This is a genomic window from Aestuariibaculum sp. M13 (assembly GCF_024723255.1).
In the GTDB taxonomy this organism is placed as follows: Bacteria; Bacteroidota; Bacteroidia; order Flavobacteriales; family Flavobacteriaceae; genus Aestuariibaculum; species Aestuariibaculum lutulentum.
Window position 1 is genome coordinate 465,857 of the sequence record NZ_JANIAC010000002.1, and the last position, 16,523, is coordinate 482,379.

The 16,523-nt window shown below is 36.2% G+C and carries 9 protein-coding genes; 5 read left to right on the top strand and 4 right to left on the bottom strand.

The features are described from left to right. The first annotated feature begins 273 nt into the window (after window positions 1-273). The 5 genes from NO995_RS09140 (at window position 274) to NO995_RS09160 (ending at window position 9,855) form a co-directional block, all read left to right on the top strand. Window positions 274-954: a TetR/AcrR family transcriptional regulator gene (locus NO995_RS09140; protein ID WP_240574343.1), complete on the top strand. Its 681-nt coding sequence runs from the start codon at window positions 274-276 to the stop codon at window positions 952-954. Continuing rightward, window positions 944-2,608 (top strand): peptidase domain-containing ABC transporter, encoded by a 1,665-nt coding sequence (locus tag NO995_RS09145; RefSeq protein WP_258227231.1) that lies wholly within the window; start codon window positions 944-946, stop codon window positions 2,606-2,608. Before NO995_RS09140 ends, NO995_RS09145 begins: the two co-directional genes overlap by 11 nt. A 5-nt stretch (window positions 2,609-2,613) precedes the next feature. Beyond that, window positions 2,614-3,975, top strand: coding sequence for an HlyD family secretion protein (locus tag NO995_RS09150; protein WP_258227232.1), 1,362 nt, complete (start codon window positions 2,614-2,616; stop codon window positions 3,973-3,975). A gap of 29 nt (window positions 3,976-4,004) precedes the next feature. Beyond that, entirely contained in the window at window positions 4,005-5,429 is a 1,425-nt protein-coding gene (locus tag NO995_RS09155; protein ID WP_258227233.1) for a TolC family protein, read from the top strand. Between the two features lie 403 nt (window positions 5,430-5,832). Further along, window positions 5,833-9,855: a glycoside hydrolase family 2 TIM barrel-domain containing protein gene (locus tag NO995_RS09160; RefSeq protein ID WP_258227234.1), complete on the top strand. Its 4,023-nt coding sequence runs from the start codon at window positions 5,833-5,835 to the stop codon at window positions 9,853-9,855. Between the two features lie 93 nt (window positions 9,856-9,948). Here the strand turns inward: NO995_RS09160 and bglX are convergent, their stop codons facing one another. The 4 genes from bglX to NO995_RS09180 form a co-directional block, all read right to left on the bottom strand. Then, window positions 9,949-12,228 carry a beta-glucosidase BglX gene (gene bglX, locus NO995_RS09165; protein WP_258227235.1) on the bottom strand — a complete coding sequence of 760 codons (2,280 nt, stop codon included), beginning with the start codon at window positions 12,226-12,228 and terminating at the stop codon, window positions 9,949-9,951. 1 nt (window position 12,229) lies between these two features. Beyond that, window positions 12,230-13,339, bottom strand: coding sequence for a glycoside hydrolase family 16 protein (locus NO995_RS09170; RefSeq protein ID WP_258227236.1), 1,110 nt, complete (start codon window positions 13,337-13,339; stop codon window positions 12,230-12,232). A 71-nt stretch (window positions 13,340-13,410) separates the two neighbouring features. Continuing rightward, on the bottom strand, window positions 13,411-14,367 hold the full coding sequence (locus NO995_RS09175; protein ID WP_258227237.1) for a PKD domain-containing protein: 957 nt from the start codon (window positions 14,365-14,367) through the stop codon (window positions 13,411-13,413). Window positions 14,368-14,385: 18 nt separating this feature from the next. Next, window positions 14,386-16,521, bottom strand: a complete 2,136-nt coding sequence (locus tag NO995_RS09180) for a hypothetical protein (RefSeq protein WP_258227238.1) — start codon at window positions 16,519-16,521, stop codon at window positions 14,386-14,388. Window positions 16,522-16,523: the final 2 nt, after the last annotated feature.

Sequence of the window (16,523 nt, forward strand, 5' to 3'; positions counted from 1 at the left end):
AGCTCATCGCTTCTGATTTCCATTCGAAAATTCTCGCAAACGTGCTATCTTGATTTCACAATCTGAAAATCCTCTCGGATTTTTATACAATACCTCCAGGGTCAAATTCCTTACTCTTATTCATTCTCTACCAATTTATTATTAATTTAGATATCGAATATTTTTACCGATTATAATTATCAATTCCACAAAAATATTCACATATTTTTAATATATAATAACACAATTTTAAAAGTATTACTATTAAATTTGTGAGATAGACAATTATACACTATGATTAATTTACTACAAAGCTTTAAAATAGAAGTACCTAAGGGTATTTTCATTAAAGACCCTGAAACCTCAGACTTGGGTAAACGTATCATTAAACATAGCATTTTGCTTATTGATGAATTAGGATTTGAACTTTTCACATTCAAAAAACTTGGGGTAGCAATTAATTCAAACGAAAGTTCTATTTATCGATATTTCGAAAGCAAACATCATTTGCTCATGTATTTAACCTCGTGGTACTGGGTTTGGATTGAGTATCAATTAGTTTTAGAAACTTTTGCATTAAAACATCCTGAAGAAAAACTTAAAAAAAGCATTGAGGTACTAACCAGAACTACTGAAGAGGATAGTAATTTTGAGCATATTAACGAAGTTGTGCTAAACAAAATCATTATTAGTGAAAATGCTAAGGCCTACTTAACCTGTGATGTAGACTCAGAAAACGAAGAAGGCTTTTTTAAACCCTTTAAACGTGTTGTGACAAGATTTTCTGAAATTATTCAGGAATATAATAAAAACTATACTTACTCGATTAGTTTGGCCAGTTCTACAATTGAAGGCGCTTTACATCAGCACTTTTTTCAACAGCACATAAAAAGTATTACAAACTGTAATAAAACAACATCTGTAACCGAATTTTATACCAACTTAATATTTAATACACTAAAGCATGGAGAATAACAACGTTTTATCACCTTGGAAACGTTTTCTAGGTCTTGTTCAACTTGAAAAAAAAGACATATTCAGAGTCGCTTACTTTGCCATTTTTGAGGGGATTTTAGCTTTAACCTTACCCTTAGGAATTCAAGCTATTATTACACTTTTACAGGGCGGACAGGTTTCTACTTCCTGGATTGTTTTAGTGGTTTTAGTAACCTCGGGCGTGGCGTTTACAGGTATCTTAAAACTTATACAAATTAGAATTATTGAAAGTATACAGCAGCGTATTTTCACAAGAGCTTCATTCGATTTAGCTTATAGATTTCCTAAAATTAAAATGGACGAAATGCGCAATTACTACCTGCCCGAATTAGCCAATCGTTTTTTCGATACCTTGAGTATTCAAAAGGGACTTTCTAAAATACTTATCGATATTCCATCAGCTTTTTTACAGGTTATCTTTGCCTTAATCCTGTTATCATTTTATCATCCATTCTTTATTGTATTCGGAATTCTTTTATTAGGACTCATTTTTATCGTATTTAAATACACCGCAAAAAAAGGTTTGGACACCAGTTTAAAAGAATCTAAATACAAGTATAAAATGGCGCACTGGCTTGAAGAAATTGCCCGTACCGTTATAAGCTTTAAACTATCAGGAAAAACCAGTTTGGCTCTTGACAAAACCGACGATTTAGTTTTCGATTATGTAAGCGGGCGTGAAAGTCACTTTAAAGTTTTAATGCTTCAGTTTAAACAAATGATTGGTTTTAAGGTTATTGTAACTGCAAGTTTATTATTGGTTGGAGGATCTTTAGTACTTCATCAACAAATGAATATTGGTCAGTTTGTTGCTGCCGAAATCATCATCATCTTAATTATTGCTTCAGTTGAAAAACTTATTTTAAGTTTAGAATCTATTTACGATGTCCTTACAGCTATTGAAAAATTAGGTCAAGTAGTAGATAAACCTATTGAAAATCAATTCGGAGAAGAAGTATCTGATGCAAGACCGTTTACTATAGAACTTAAAAATGCTGGATATCGGGTTTACAACCGTAACAAGCCAATTTTAGAACGCATTTCTTTTACTATAGAGCCAAGTGATCGTGTTTTAATTCAAGGAGAAAGTGGTTCCGGTAAATCAAGTTTATTGCAGCTTATCTCAGGCGTCGTTGCCCCTACCGATGGTTATATTTATATCGACAACTTATCTATTGAAAGTTTACACATTAACAAATACCGTTCGCATTTAGGGATGGTGCTTTCGGAAGAATCGCCTTTTGAAGGAACCATTCGAGAAAATGTGACGTTTGGAAATCGTGACATTAGTGACGAAGACATTTTTAGTGTGTTTGAAAAAGTAGGTCTAACCAGTTTTTTAAAGCGACAACAACACGGTTTAAACACCTTAATAAAACCAGAAGGAAAACAGATTCCGTACTTTATTTCCAGTAAACTACTACTGGCAAGAGCCATTTTAAAACAACCTAAAGTTTTAATTTTAGAAGAGCCTTTAAAGCAATTTAATTTTGAAGAATCTGAAAAAATATTTGAATACTTATGCGACAAATCCAATCCTTGGAGTGTTATTGTAGTTAGTAACCTTAACTACTGGAAACACAAGTGCAACAAGCACATCACTTTAGAAGATGGTCACATGATTAATTCGTAATTACTATGCTAAATATATCTCATAATAAAGTTTCAGAACTACTTGATTTAAACAAATACAAATCAGGTCAGGCAACACAACATACCAATCAGCATAACCTGTTTAGACGTGTTTTGCTAATCAGTACCATATTGGTTGTTATCATTTTGTTTTTACCCTGGACACAGAATGTAACCAGTAAAGGTTTAGTAACTACACTAAAGCCTAACCAACGTCCGCAAACGTTACAATCGCCTATTCCGGGACGTATTGATTCTTGGTTTGTTCAGGAAGGTGATTTTGTTAAACAAGGCGATACCATTCTTAAAATATCGGAAATTAAAAGTGAATATTTCGACGACTTACTAACCGAACGTACAGGTGACCAGATTAAGGCAAAATCGGCTTCTGTTGATGCATACCGTTCAAAAGTTCAAGCGTTGAAAAATCAGTATGCAGCATTACAACAGGAGCAACAGTTAAAGTTGGAGCAAGCTAAAAACAAATACATCCAGTCTAAATTAAAAGTAGAATCAGATAGCATTGATTTAGAAGCTGCTAAAACCAAAGCCAAAATTGCCGAAACTCAGTTTGAGCGTACTTTATCGTTACAAGAGCAAGGGTTAAAAGCTGTTAAGGATGTTGAAGAATACCGAAATAAACTTCAGGAAGCCAATGCCAAATACGTATCTCAGGAAAACAAATGGCTGGTGTCAAAAAACGAGGTGATAAATACCAAACTGAACATCTCAACCATCAAGGCCACTTACGGCGACAAACTATCTAAAGCACAAAGTGATTTATACACTGCCGAATCGAGTGCTTTAGACAGTGAGGCTCAAGTTTCAAAATTAGAAAACAGTTTGGCTAACTACGAAAAAAGAAACAGTTTACTTTATATAACGGCTCCGCAGGATGGTTATATCAATAAAGCCATAAAATCAGGAATTGGAGAAACTTTTAAAGAAGGAGAACCATTAGTTGGTATTATGCCGGCAAACTACGAATTAGCTGTCGAAATGTGGGTTAGACCAATAGATTTACCTCTTTTACATAAAGGAGAGCACGTGCAAGTGCAATTTGAAGGTTGGCCTGCAATCGTATTTAGTGGCTGGCCTAATGTCTCTTACGGTACTTATGGCGCAACCATTGTTGCTATCGAAAACTTTGCCAGCAAAAATGGTATGTATCGTGTGCTAATAAACAGAGATCCAGATTATGGTCCGTGGCCAGAAGCTTTACGTGTTGGTTCTGGGGCACAAACTATTACACTTTTAGAAGATGTGCCTATTTGGTTTGAAATCTGGCGACAAATAAACAGCTTCCCTCCTAACTTTTATGTTCCAGAAGGTGAAGATGATTCTAAAAAAGGTGAAGAAAAGAAATAAATCCAATCATTTAATTCTACATAATGATTTTGAAAAACATACATTTTACAAAACTTAAAACATTATCACTTCTGTTATGCATGTTTGGTTTGTTCTTTTCAGTTCAGGCGCAAACATCAACTGATAGTATTTTTAGCCTGGAAGAGTATTTAGGTTATGTAAAACAATACCATCCTATTGTGAAACAGGCACAGCTAATCGCTTCCGAGGGAGAAATAAAACTTCTTAAAGCACGTGGTGCTTTCGACCCTAAAATAGAAGTCGATTATAGTAAAAAGAAATTCACAGGAACTGAATATTACGATAAGTTAAACGCTGCCTTTAAAATTCCTACCTGGTACGGGATTGAACTTAAAGCTAATTACGAAAATAATGAAGGCTACTACCTCAATCCGGAATCAAAAGTTCCTGAGGACGGACTGTACAGTGCAGGTGTTTCCATGTCGTTAGCCAAAGGATTTTTAGCTAATGAACGTATGGCAACCCTAAAACAAGCCAAGCTTTACAAAGATATTAGTCTTAACAAACAAAGTCTGACTACTAATGAGGTACTTTATAATGCCATTGAAACCTATTTTAACTGGTTGAAATGCTATCAGGAATTTAAAGTTTATACCGATTACCAAACCAATGCTGACGAACGCTTAAAAAATGTGATTACCAGCTTTGAAGCAGGCGACAAACCTGCTGTAGATACTTTAGAAGCCAGCATCAATTTTAAAAACAGAGCACTGGATGTTGAAAAATCGCGTATTAAATACATTAAATCTCAACTGGAATTATCCAATTACCTGTGGTTAGAAGATAATACTCCTGTTGAACTTGACTATAGCTTAATCCCCGATGTAAATTCACCATTTATAGCAGATAGAGTTTTAAATAGTAGTCTCCTTGAAATTTCAGATGATCTTCTTGAAAATCATCCTAAAATACAAGCTTTAGCTTTGCAAAGGCAACAATTAATTTTTGAAAAACGTTTAAACAATAATAATCTGCTTCCGAAAATAGATGTACAATACAACTTTTTAACCAGCGATTACGAAAAATTAAACACCTTAAACACGCAAAACTATAAAGCCGGACTAAATATTAGTATGCCTCTGTTTCTGCGTAAAGAACGTGCTGATTTAAAACTTACGAAACTAAAATTGCAGGATATCGATTTTAATTTATCGTCAACCAAAGTCACTTTACTAAACAAAATCAATGCAGTACAACAGGAAATCGAATCATACGAAAAACAAAGTGATATTGTGCAAAATCTGGTTAATGATTACAAACAATTGGTTATAGCTGAAGAGAAGAAATTTGAACTTGGGGAAGGCTCTTTATTTCTAATTAATTATAGAGAAGCCAAACTTATTGAAACCGAATTAAAAAATATTGAAGTCACAAATAAGGTCTTAACGACTAAAGCTAATTTTGCGCAAATATTAAATACCTTAGAAGATTAAAAATTCAATTTTATAAAAATAAAAAAAAGCCTTTCAATAAAAACTGAAAGGCTTTTTTATTTAGTAAACTTCATGTCAGCTTAAACAGTTTAGCTCACTTACCACAATTAATAGAGCCTCTTAGATATTTAGAAAAACAAATTTGAGAACCTTTTAATGTTGTTTTATTTTTAAATCTTAAAAATTAAGATTAGAGCCAATTCTTTTCATCTATACATCCATTTCACTGGAGAATAAAAAATAAACAAAACAATAGTGTGCTCGAACACAATTTATTATTATCTTCATCCCGCAAAAATAATATTTGTTAATTACATGGTTATAAAAGCCGCATTAGATGAACTATTTCAGCAATGAAATCAACTATAATTTTATACTAATCATTTTGAAAATATAATAATTAATGAAAAAATCTGCTCTTGGATTAATGCTGTGTTTCGTTGCACATTGTTATGTAGCTTCGGCACAACTTAAAGGATTTACTTATGGCGACAGAGAAGCTCCAACTGGTAAAGAATGGGAATCACCTTCTCACATAGCTCATAATAAAGAACAACCTCGTGCTACTTTTTTCTCTTTTAAAGAAGTTAATACGGCTCGTAAAGTTTTACCTGAACATTCTGAATATTGGAAATCATTAGACGGTACATGGAAATTTAACTGGGTAAAACACCCCGATTTACGTCCTATCGAGTTCTTTAAACCTCAGTTTGATGTTAGTAACTGGGATGATATTTCTGTTCCTTCCAACTGGAATATTTATGGACTTAATAAAGATGGAAAACAAAAATATGGAACCCCTATTTACTGTAATCAGCCTGTAATTTTTCAACATACTGTCGCCTTAGATGACTGGAGAGGTGGCGTTATGCGAGAGCCAGCCAAAGACTGGGTAACCTATGATGCGCGCAATGAAGTTGGTTCTTATCGTCGGAATTTTGAAATCCCTGAACATTGGGATGGACGCGAAATTTTTATTCAATTTGATGGTGTAGACTCTTTCTTCTACCTATGGATAAATGGCGAATACATTGGTTTCTCTAAAAACTCCCGAAATGCCGCAGCATTTAATATTAGTAAATACATAAAAAAGGGTAATAATATAATTGCTGCCGAAGTGTATCGTAATTCTGATGGTTCTTTCCTTGAAGCACAAGATATGTTCAGACTGCCTGGAATATTCAGAACTGTACAATTGTATGCTACACCTAAAGTTCAAATTCGTGATCTTTTCGTACTTCCAGAACTTGATGATAGCTTTAAAACTGGTTCCTTGAAGATTTCAGCTGATATTCGAAACTTTAATAAAAAGACAGCTAAAGGCTACAAAGTAGACTATTCGTTATTCGAAAACACACTTTATTCTGACGAAAACAGCCATGTTAAAGACGCAATTGCAAGGGCAACTATACCTATTGTAGAAGGAAACGAACAAGCAAATACTTCCGCCATAATGCATATTACCTCTCCAAAATTGTGGTCTGCTGAGAAACCTTATCGCTATACGCTTGTAGCTCAGCTAAAAGATAAAACAGGTAAAGTCGTTGAAACGATTTCTACATATACGGGATTCCGGGAAGTGGTAATTAAAGATACGGCAGCAGAAGATGACGAATTTGGTTTAGCTGGTCGTTACTACTATATAAATGGTAATACAGTAAAACTTAAAGGTGTTAATCGACATGAAACAAACCCTAAAACGGGACATACACTTTCTCGTGAACAAATGGAACAAGAAGTAATGTTAATGAAGCGCGCTAACATTAATCATGTTCGTAACTCTCACTACCCTCCCGATCCTTACTGGTACTACCTTTGTAATAAATACGGAATTTATCTTGAGGACGAAGCTAACATTGAATCACATCAGTATTATTATGGCGAAGCATCACTATCGCATCCACCTGAGTGGCAAAATGCCCATGTTGGACGTGTGGTTGAAATGACGCATCAAAACAAAAACCACCCTTCCATTGTTATTTGGTCTCTTGGTAACGAAGCCGGGCCTGGTAAAAATTTTGAACATGCCTACGATGCCTTAAAACAAATTGATATCTCACGACCGGTTCAGTATGAACGCAACAACAGCATTGTCGATATGGGATCCAATCAATACCCTTCAATTGGCTGGATGAAAAGTGCGGTTACCGGCACCATGGGAATTAAATATCCGTTTCACATTTCAGAATATGCCCACTCTATGGGTAATGCCTGCGGTAACTTAATTGATTATTGGGAAGCTATAGAATCTACCAATTTCTTTTGTGGAGGAGCTATTTGGGACTGGATTGACCAGGCCATATACAATTATAAAGCTGATGGTACTTCATATCTAGCATATGGTGGCGACTTTGGAGACAAACCTAATAGCGGACAGTTTGTGATGAACGGAATCCTTTTTGCCGAACGCGACCCAAAACCTCAATATTTTGAAGTAAAAAAAGTATATCAGAACATTGGAGTTAAGGCTTTGGATTTAAAAAATGGAACATTCGAAGTTTTCAATAAATATTATTTCAAATCACTCTCAGATTATAATTTAGAATGGTCTCTATGGGAAAACGGTTCAAAAATAGAAGATGGTCAATTAATCCTTGCTCCAATGGATGCAAGAACAAAATCCGCAATATCCATCCCTTATAACTTTTCAGATTTTAAAACTCAGTCTGAATACTTTATAAAACTTCAGTTTACACTGAAAGAAAATCAACCATGGGCTAAAAAAAGTTATGTTCAGGCTGAGGATCAGTTTTTACTGAAAACAAAAACAGACATTCCTTCCATTGCCAAAATGACTAAAGCTGAGGGAGGTGAAAATGTTGAAATTATAGATTCTGAAAACAACATTAAAATTGTAAAAGGAAAAGGATTCATTGCTAAATTCAACATGCTTGACGGGTCGCTATTTGGACTAAACTATGATGGCAATACAATTATTACTGATGGCTATGGTCCAAAACTCGATGCTTTCCGTGCCTTTGTTAATAACGATACATGGGGCTACCAAAGTTGGTACGAAAAAGGTCTTCATAATTTAAAACACAAAACTATAAGTTCTAAAATTAAAACTAATGAAGATGGTACAGCTACGTTAGCTTTTACAGTTATTTCTCAAGCACCAAATGCCGCTCGGGAGCATGGTGGAACAAGTGGTAACGTTTTAAGTATTGAAAAACTTACAAATCGTAAATTCGATGAAAATGACTTTCGTTTTATTACAAACCAAATTTGGACGGTTTATCAGGATGGTTCTATAGAATTGCAATCCAACATCAGTTCCAATGAACCCAAATTCGTACTACCACGACTTGGGTATTCTATGACAATTCCAAAAAAATATAATAATTTCACTTATTATGGTCGCGGACCTATTGGTAACTATAACGATCGTAAAACGTCTCAAAATATTGAAAAATATAACACCACGGTTAACGAAGAATTTATAAACTTTCCGAAACCTCAGGATATGGGGAATCACGAAGAAACACGCTGGTGTGCTTTGACTAACAACAATACAGGTGCTGTATTTATATCGAATAACAGCATGTCTGTTAGTGCATTGCCTTATACTGCTCAGGCCATGGCGACATCTGCTCATATATACGAATTACCTAAAACTGGAGATACCACACTCCATCTCGATGTAAAAGTATCTGGTCTCGGAGGTGCCAGTTGCGGACAAGGAGGGCCTTTAACATACGATCGTGTTTATGCCGACCAATATGACTTTGGATTTATTATTCGTCCGGCTGGCGAGGATATAAATAGTATAGTTCATGTTGCGCCTGCAGGAGAAGTACCTATTGGGATGACAAGATCTACTACCGGAGCCGTAAGCCTTTCTTCTAGAAATAAGAGTTCCCAAATATGTTATTCTTTAAATGGAGGTAAGACTCATAACTACATAGAACCTATACCCCTTCGTACTGGAGGTACTGTGAAAGCCTGGTTTAAAGACAATAAAGATTCTGAAATTTCAATAACCTTTAATAAAATTGAAACCATTAAAACCACAGTGGCATTCGTTAGTAGTGAAGAACCAGGTAGCGGTAATACTGCCAAAAATTTAGTTGATGGTGACCCTGCTACTATCTGGCACACGATGTACTCGGTTACGGTTGCACAGTTTCCGCACTGGGTGGACTTTGATTGTGGTGAAGCTAAATCCATTAAAGGATTCTCGTATATGCCGCGCCAGGACGGAGGTAATAATGGGAATATAAAAGATTATACCATTCATACTAGTCTTGATGGAAAAAACTGGGGCGAACCATTACACACTGGTAAATTTTCAAGTGATAGCAAAGCAAAACGCATCGTATTTAAAGTTCCTATAAAGGCGCGTTTCATTCGCTTAACGGGAAAAAGTTCACATAACGGCCAGGATTTTGCCAGTGGTGCAAGCTTTGATGTTCTTGCTGAATAATCTAACACAAATAAATTTGACACTTTTAAAAGCTCGAACATAAAAAAAAGCCTTTCAATAAAATTTGAAAGGCTTTTTACCAACTAAACTAGATTAAAGTTCAAAATCCTGTTCTAAAACAGTTTCAGAACTTCCACCAACAAAAACTTTAAAATCACCTGACTCGAAAACAAACACTCCAGAGTTATCAAAGAAGCCTAATTCATTTTTAGTTAAAACAAAGTTTATCGTTTTTTTCTCATCAGGATCTAAGTCTATTAACTCAAATCCTTTTAACTCTTTTACAGGTCGGGTAATACTAGCTACTAAATCTCTTATATAGAGTTGAACAACTTCCTTCCCCTGAACATCTCCTGTATTTGTAATATCAACCGAAACTTTTACCTCTTCTTCATTTACTTTACTGATTTTAAGATTAGAATACGAAAATGTAGTATAACTTAACCCATGACCAAACGCATATAAAGGTTTATTACTTTCATCCGTATAATGCGACCAAAACACTTCGTTTGGTGCTGGAATAACTGGTCGCCCGGTATTTTTATAATTGTAATAAATTGGCACCTGCCCCACATGTCTTGGGAAAGACATAGGTAACTTTCCACTTGGGTTATAATCCCCATACAACACCTGTGCTATGGCGTGACCGCTCTGTGTTCCCAACTGCCAAGCCTCTACAATTGCCGGAATATGTTTGTCTGCCCAGGTAATAGCCAATGGTCTTCCATTGTTTAATACCAAAACAATATTCTTGTTTACAGCATATACAGCTTCTAATAATTCCTGTTGTACACCTGGTAAATCTAAATCAACTCTACTTCTTGCCTCTCCACTTTGAAAACCATGCTCCCCTAGAACCATGACCACAACGTCAGCATTTTTAGCAACAGAGATAGCTTCTAAAAACCCACTTTTATCAGACATATTAATATTTAATTCCTTTGCAAAAGTAGTTTCTCCATAAACTAAATCGGCTCCTTTAGCATACGTTAGTTTATTTTCTGAATACTGCTGCATCCCTTCTAAAACTGAAACCGCAGTACTATCTTTCGCTGCAATGCGCCAGCTTCCTAGCGGACTTGTCTTATCGGCAGCCAAGGCTCCTATTAAAGCTATATTCTGACCACGTTTCTTTAATGGTAATAACTGATTCTCATTCTTTAAAAGCACAATTGATTTCTTAGCGACATCTAAAACAGCATCATTAATTTCTTTGCTACCTATTACTTCCTTTTCGGTTTCGCTGTCACAATATTTGTAAGGATCATCGAACAGTCCTAATTCAAACTTTACTCTTAGAATGCGCTTTACCGCATCATCAATTAAAGCTTCATCTACCTGCCCTTCTCTAACAAGGTTTGCTAATTCATCAACATAGGCATAGGATTCCATATCCATATCGGAACCGGCAGTAACTGCTAATCTTGCGGCTCCCTTTTTATCTTCAGCAAAACCGTGTGCCATCATTTCATTTATTGAACCCCAATCGGAAACTACAAAACCATCATAATTCCATTTTCCTTTTAAAATGTCACGCTGCAAAAAAGCATTTCCAGTTGCCGGAATACCGTTTAATTCATTAAACGAATTCATAAAAGTTTTCACGCCGGCATCGGCTGCAGCCTTAAACGGTGGAAAAATGATGTTATTCAATGTCGAGGTTCCTATATCGACGGTATTATAATCTCTTCCTGATTCTGAAAAACCATAACCCGCCCAATGTTTGGCACAGGCTGCAATGGTTTCTGAAGATGATAAATCATCACCTTGAAATCCTTCTACACGAGCTACGGCTATTTTACTACCCAAAAACGGATCTTCACCTGCGCCTTCCATAACACGTCCCCAACGGGCATCTCTGGAAATATCAACCATGGGTGCAAATGTCCAGTTTATACCTGCCGCTGCAGCTTCCTTTGCAGCCACCTCAGCCGATTTTTTTATAGCTTTCAGATCCCAACTAGCAGCTTCTGCTAATGGAATAGGACTTAAAGTTTCATAACCGTGAATCACGTCGAAACCAATAATTAACGGAATTCCTAAACGGGTTTCTTCAACCGCTATTTTCTGAACGGCTTTAACCTCTTTTACACCGCGAACATTTAACATCGAGCCAACGTAACCTTTCTTTAAATGCTCGTACTTTTTAGCAGCATCGCCCGAAGACGGCGTTGGACCCGTAACATCCCAAAATCCGTTGTACTGATTCATCTGGCCAATTTTTTCTTCCAACGTCATTTTAGCTAATAAACTGGTTACTTTTTGTTCAATACCATCTGCTTTTATTTCAGTATTTACTTTTGCATTTTCTTTACATGAACTGTTAAAAATGAAAAGCAATATAAGTATCTTATATATGCGTTTTGTTTTCATATTATTGGTATACTTTTACGTAATCAATCTCCATAACAGCCTCAGTAAAGTTGGGATCAATGGTAAACCAACTTCCACCAAGTGCTACATTTAAAATCAAAAACTGTGGTTTATCATACGGCCAGGTAGTCACATTCTTAGTGGCTGGATTATAAGTGTATTTTAAATCGCCATCAATCAAAAACTGTAGTTCGTCTTCGTTCCAAATTAAGGAATATATGTGAAACGATGTCGCGTAGTCGGTCACTGTGGTTTCTCCTACTTTTACATTTTCGCAACCCCCGGAACAAGACAAGGTATGTGTGGCACTTGAAACCACAGTTGCATTATGCCCCCAGTGTTCCATAATATCTATTTCACCGCACTCAGGCCAACCAACTTCATCAATGTTGGCTCCTAGCATCCAAATGGCTGGCCATGTTCCCTGTCCGCTTGGTAACTTCGCTCTTACGTCGATTCGTCCATAAGTAAACTCATATTTATCTTTAGTCAATAATCTTGCGGAGGTATAAGCCGAGCCCTGATAATCTTCCTTTTTAGCAATAATTTTCAACAGACCGTTTTCAACCTTCACATTATCTGAACGGTTGGTATAATATTGTTTTTCGCCATTTCCCCAGCCACAAATATCGGGACAACCATTACCTATATCGTACCCCCATTTTGAAGCGTCGGGAACACCATTTGTATTAAATTCATCAGACCAAACTAACTGTAAATCATTTGAAGCCACGTAAACCATCACCTTTTTAAATGTACTAATCTCATGGCCTGTTTTGGAATATGCAAATGCAGTGATTACATATTCATTAGTGCCTTCATTAATAAATGTATATTCAAAAACACCGGTTGTATTTTTAACTTCCTGTTGAGATTCTACTTTAAAACCATAGGAATCGGCATTATCTGCATGTATCGAGACAGTAATTACTCCAGAGCCATCTCCATTAGGATTATTAGTGTCTGTTCCCAAAACATCAACCATTAAGGTTAAATTAGTAGGTATAATATCTTTTGGGGTATCTGGTGGGCTTAAATCATCGCTACCTCCTGAACAAGACAATAGCAGCCATAAGCCTATATTTAGAATATAAAGCATCTTTTTTATCATTATATTTTGTTTGAAATTTTCTAAATGCAGGAGATTAATTAAATAACCTCCTGCTATAGCTATATATCAAATTACGGTTGAACTGGTTTTTCTGTTTGAAATAAGCAATACCAGGCATAACCGGGTTCAGTAACCCGAACTTCCAGCGTGCTATCTGTAATTTCTATGATTTCAAAACTACTACTACCCACATACCAGCTCATAAAACCACCATCTGAAAAATTAATGGTTGTTCCTCGATAAGGTTCATTATCAGGGTCATTTTGATCGATAGTGGCAATAGATGTAGAAGGTACAAGCTGCACATTTTTAACGCCAGCTAAAGACGGTACTACATCTGCACCATGACACGTATCACCAGTGACACCTAAATTACCAGCATAGGTGCCCGGAACATAAGCATCCCCGACAGTTTGTTCAAAAGTTAAAGTCCCATCAGCGGCCTGGGTAAAGACCATTTCGGCATCGTACATACATAATTTATCAGGGTGCCAGGCATTAGACTGAAACCAGGCCGGATATCTATGTTCTCCTCCACTTGAAACTTCATTAGGGCCTAAACCTATATTTGATGGCTTATCGGCTGCCCAATACCAGGTTTTACTGGTCCCAGGGCCTCCACTTAAGAAATCTTTAGCCTCCTGGTCTTCGAACGAACTATAGACTTCTACAATCATAGACTTCGAACTTTGTGCGCCTCCTGTACCTGATGCAATCACTGTTACGGTATAAGCATTAACGCCAACTTGAGTAAAACGGTGTATTGCCTCTCCTGTTGAAACTACGTTATCGGTATCGTCTCCAAAATTGAAAATATAAGTAAAGGCATTATCGGCTTTAGCGGAAAATTTCACAAAACCAGTACCATCACCATTGGGATTACTGGCATCTACTCCAATAATCTCGACATCCATCTGAATATTAGTAGGTGTTATTATATCACCTATTTCTAAATCTTCATCCTGACAGCTCATCGTAAAGAATAAAACTGCACAAAGCGGAATTAATATATATTTTAGTGTTTTCATCTTTCTGTTTTTTTATTCTTAATTATGAAAATAAATATTGTCGACATACACCGTTGAACTGCCTCCAGAAGTGTCCCATATTAACTGCGTAATATTCGAAAAATCAAGATTGTATTTTGACAACGGAATAGTGACGCTTATCCAAGTTCCGGTAATAACTTTAGGCAAAAACACAATATCTTCCATTGCAGGATCGAAAGTCGTATTAACTATTTTAAACCCTAAGGTCGTAGCATCAGGTGTATAATAATCAAAATGCAGATATTTCACTCCTGTTAAATCTGTAGGATTCCCATAATCGGTTACAATTCCAGAATAGTTTAAAGATTCGTACAGCCATATATTATCACCTGAAACACTGTAATCAGTCAAGGTTGTTGTTTGTCCCCACCCTGGATTTACCTCATTTAATGTCACTCCTGTGTAAGCATCGCTGTAAATAGAAACCACATCGGCCTGAGCAATAGTAGGCACAGGGGCTGTTACTTCTGGTTGACTTGTACTATCTGAATAAAAATAAAGATTATCTATATACACTTTGGCACTTCCTCCTGCCGTATCAAACAACAGTTGCGTTACCGCTGAAGCATCAATATTGAATTCAGACATTGGAATGGTTACACTTACCCAGGTACCTCGAACAATTTCATCAACGAATACAATATCTTCCTGATTAACTACAGTATTTACTATTTTTAAGCCTAAAGCTTCTGCGTCTGGCGTAAAATAATCGAAATGCACATAATCCATACTTGCCAGATTGGTTGGATTTCCATAATCGGTAACGATGCCCGTATAATTTAAAGCTTCATACAACCAGATATTATTTCCGTTAAGGTTCACTTCTGTCAACGTTGTGGTTTGTCCCCAATTCGGATTTAACTCACTTATTCCAACACTTGTGTAAGCATCACTGTAAATAGACACCACATTCGATGCATTTTGAGTAGGTGTAGGTGCATTATATTCTGGTGTTTCTGCTACCGTTGAAGGTTTATAGAAATAGATATTATCAATAAACACCGTGCCAGTCGCCCAAGGATCTCCAACAAATTTCATTTGAAATATTTCGGTTACCGTAAGCCCTTGATCTGTGTATTCTGAAATTGGAATATCAAGACTTGTCCATTCACCTGATGTTAAATCGCGCCAAACTGGTTTTTCAGTTACTGTTCCAGAAGCATTATTAATTAAAGAGGTCTCTATTTTTAAACCTTCAGAAGCCGTCCAAACATCAAGGTGTAAGTATTTCATTCCTGAAACATCAACAGTCGTTCCGTCGGCCAGAGCAATTCCCTGATAACTTAGATTAATGTATTGTAACATTTCATCACCGTTTAAATCAAAGGTAGCCCATCCACTACCCTGACCTGCTTGTCCCCAGTCTGGAAAATAATTAGTCCCTGCCACATCGTTATATTTCGCACTGTAAATTGAAATCACATCCTGGTCTTCTCTATTAGGCGGTGTGGGAGCCGATTCTATAGGTTGTAAAATCTCGGTGACTTCAAAATCGAAAGTACATTCTGTAGTTTGAGAAGAAGCACTCATAGCTACAATTTTAATACTATAAGTTCCCGGTTCCTGATAAACATAGAATACTGGGTCACCAATATTAGCTACCAAAGGTTCGTCATTGCCTTCTTCCCCAAAATACACCTCATAACTCAATCCGTATTTTGCACTTACCTGAACATCAACTTGTTTTGAAATGGCTTCATTATTTGAGATTTTAATATCGGAAGCATTAACAATATCACAACTTAATTCTGGTGCTTTAAATACAACCTCAAGATTTTCTGTTGCCGAAGTTTTTAATCCTGACAATCCCACAGCTTCAATAGTTACCGTATAAAATTCACCTTCAGGTTTTTCGGCATATTTATGTACTACACTTTCCCCCTGCATTACTTTTGCCTTTTCTGTTGTACCATCACCAAAATCGATATTATACGATGAAGCTCCCACGGCATTTGGTGTAATGGTTATTAAACCTAAATCTCCATTAGCTTCATCTAACACTGGAAGAAAGGTTGCCGTAACACCTGAAGGCGCCACGATATCGTCTAAATACTCGAAGCTATCGTCGTCGCTACAATTAAAAACAATTAGTAGCATTAGACATAAACTGTATATATATTTTAATGTTTTCATAA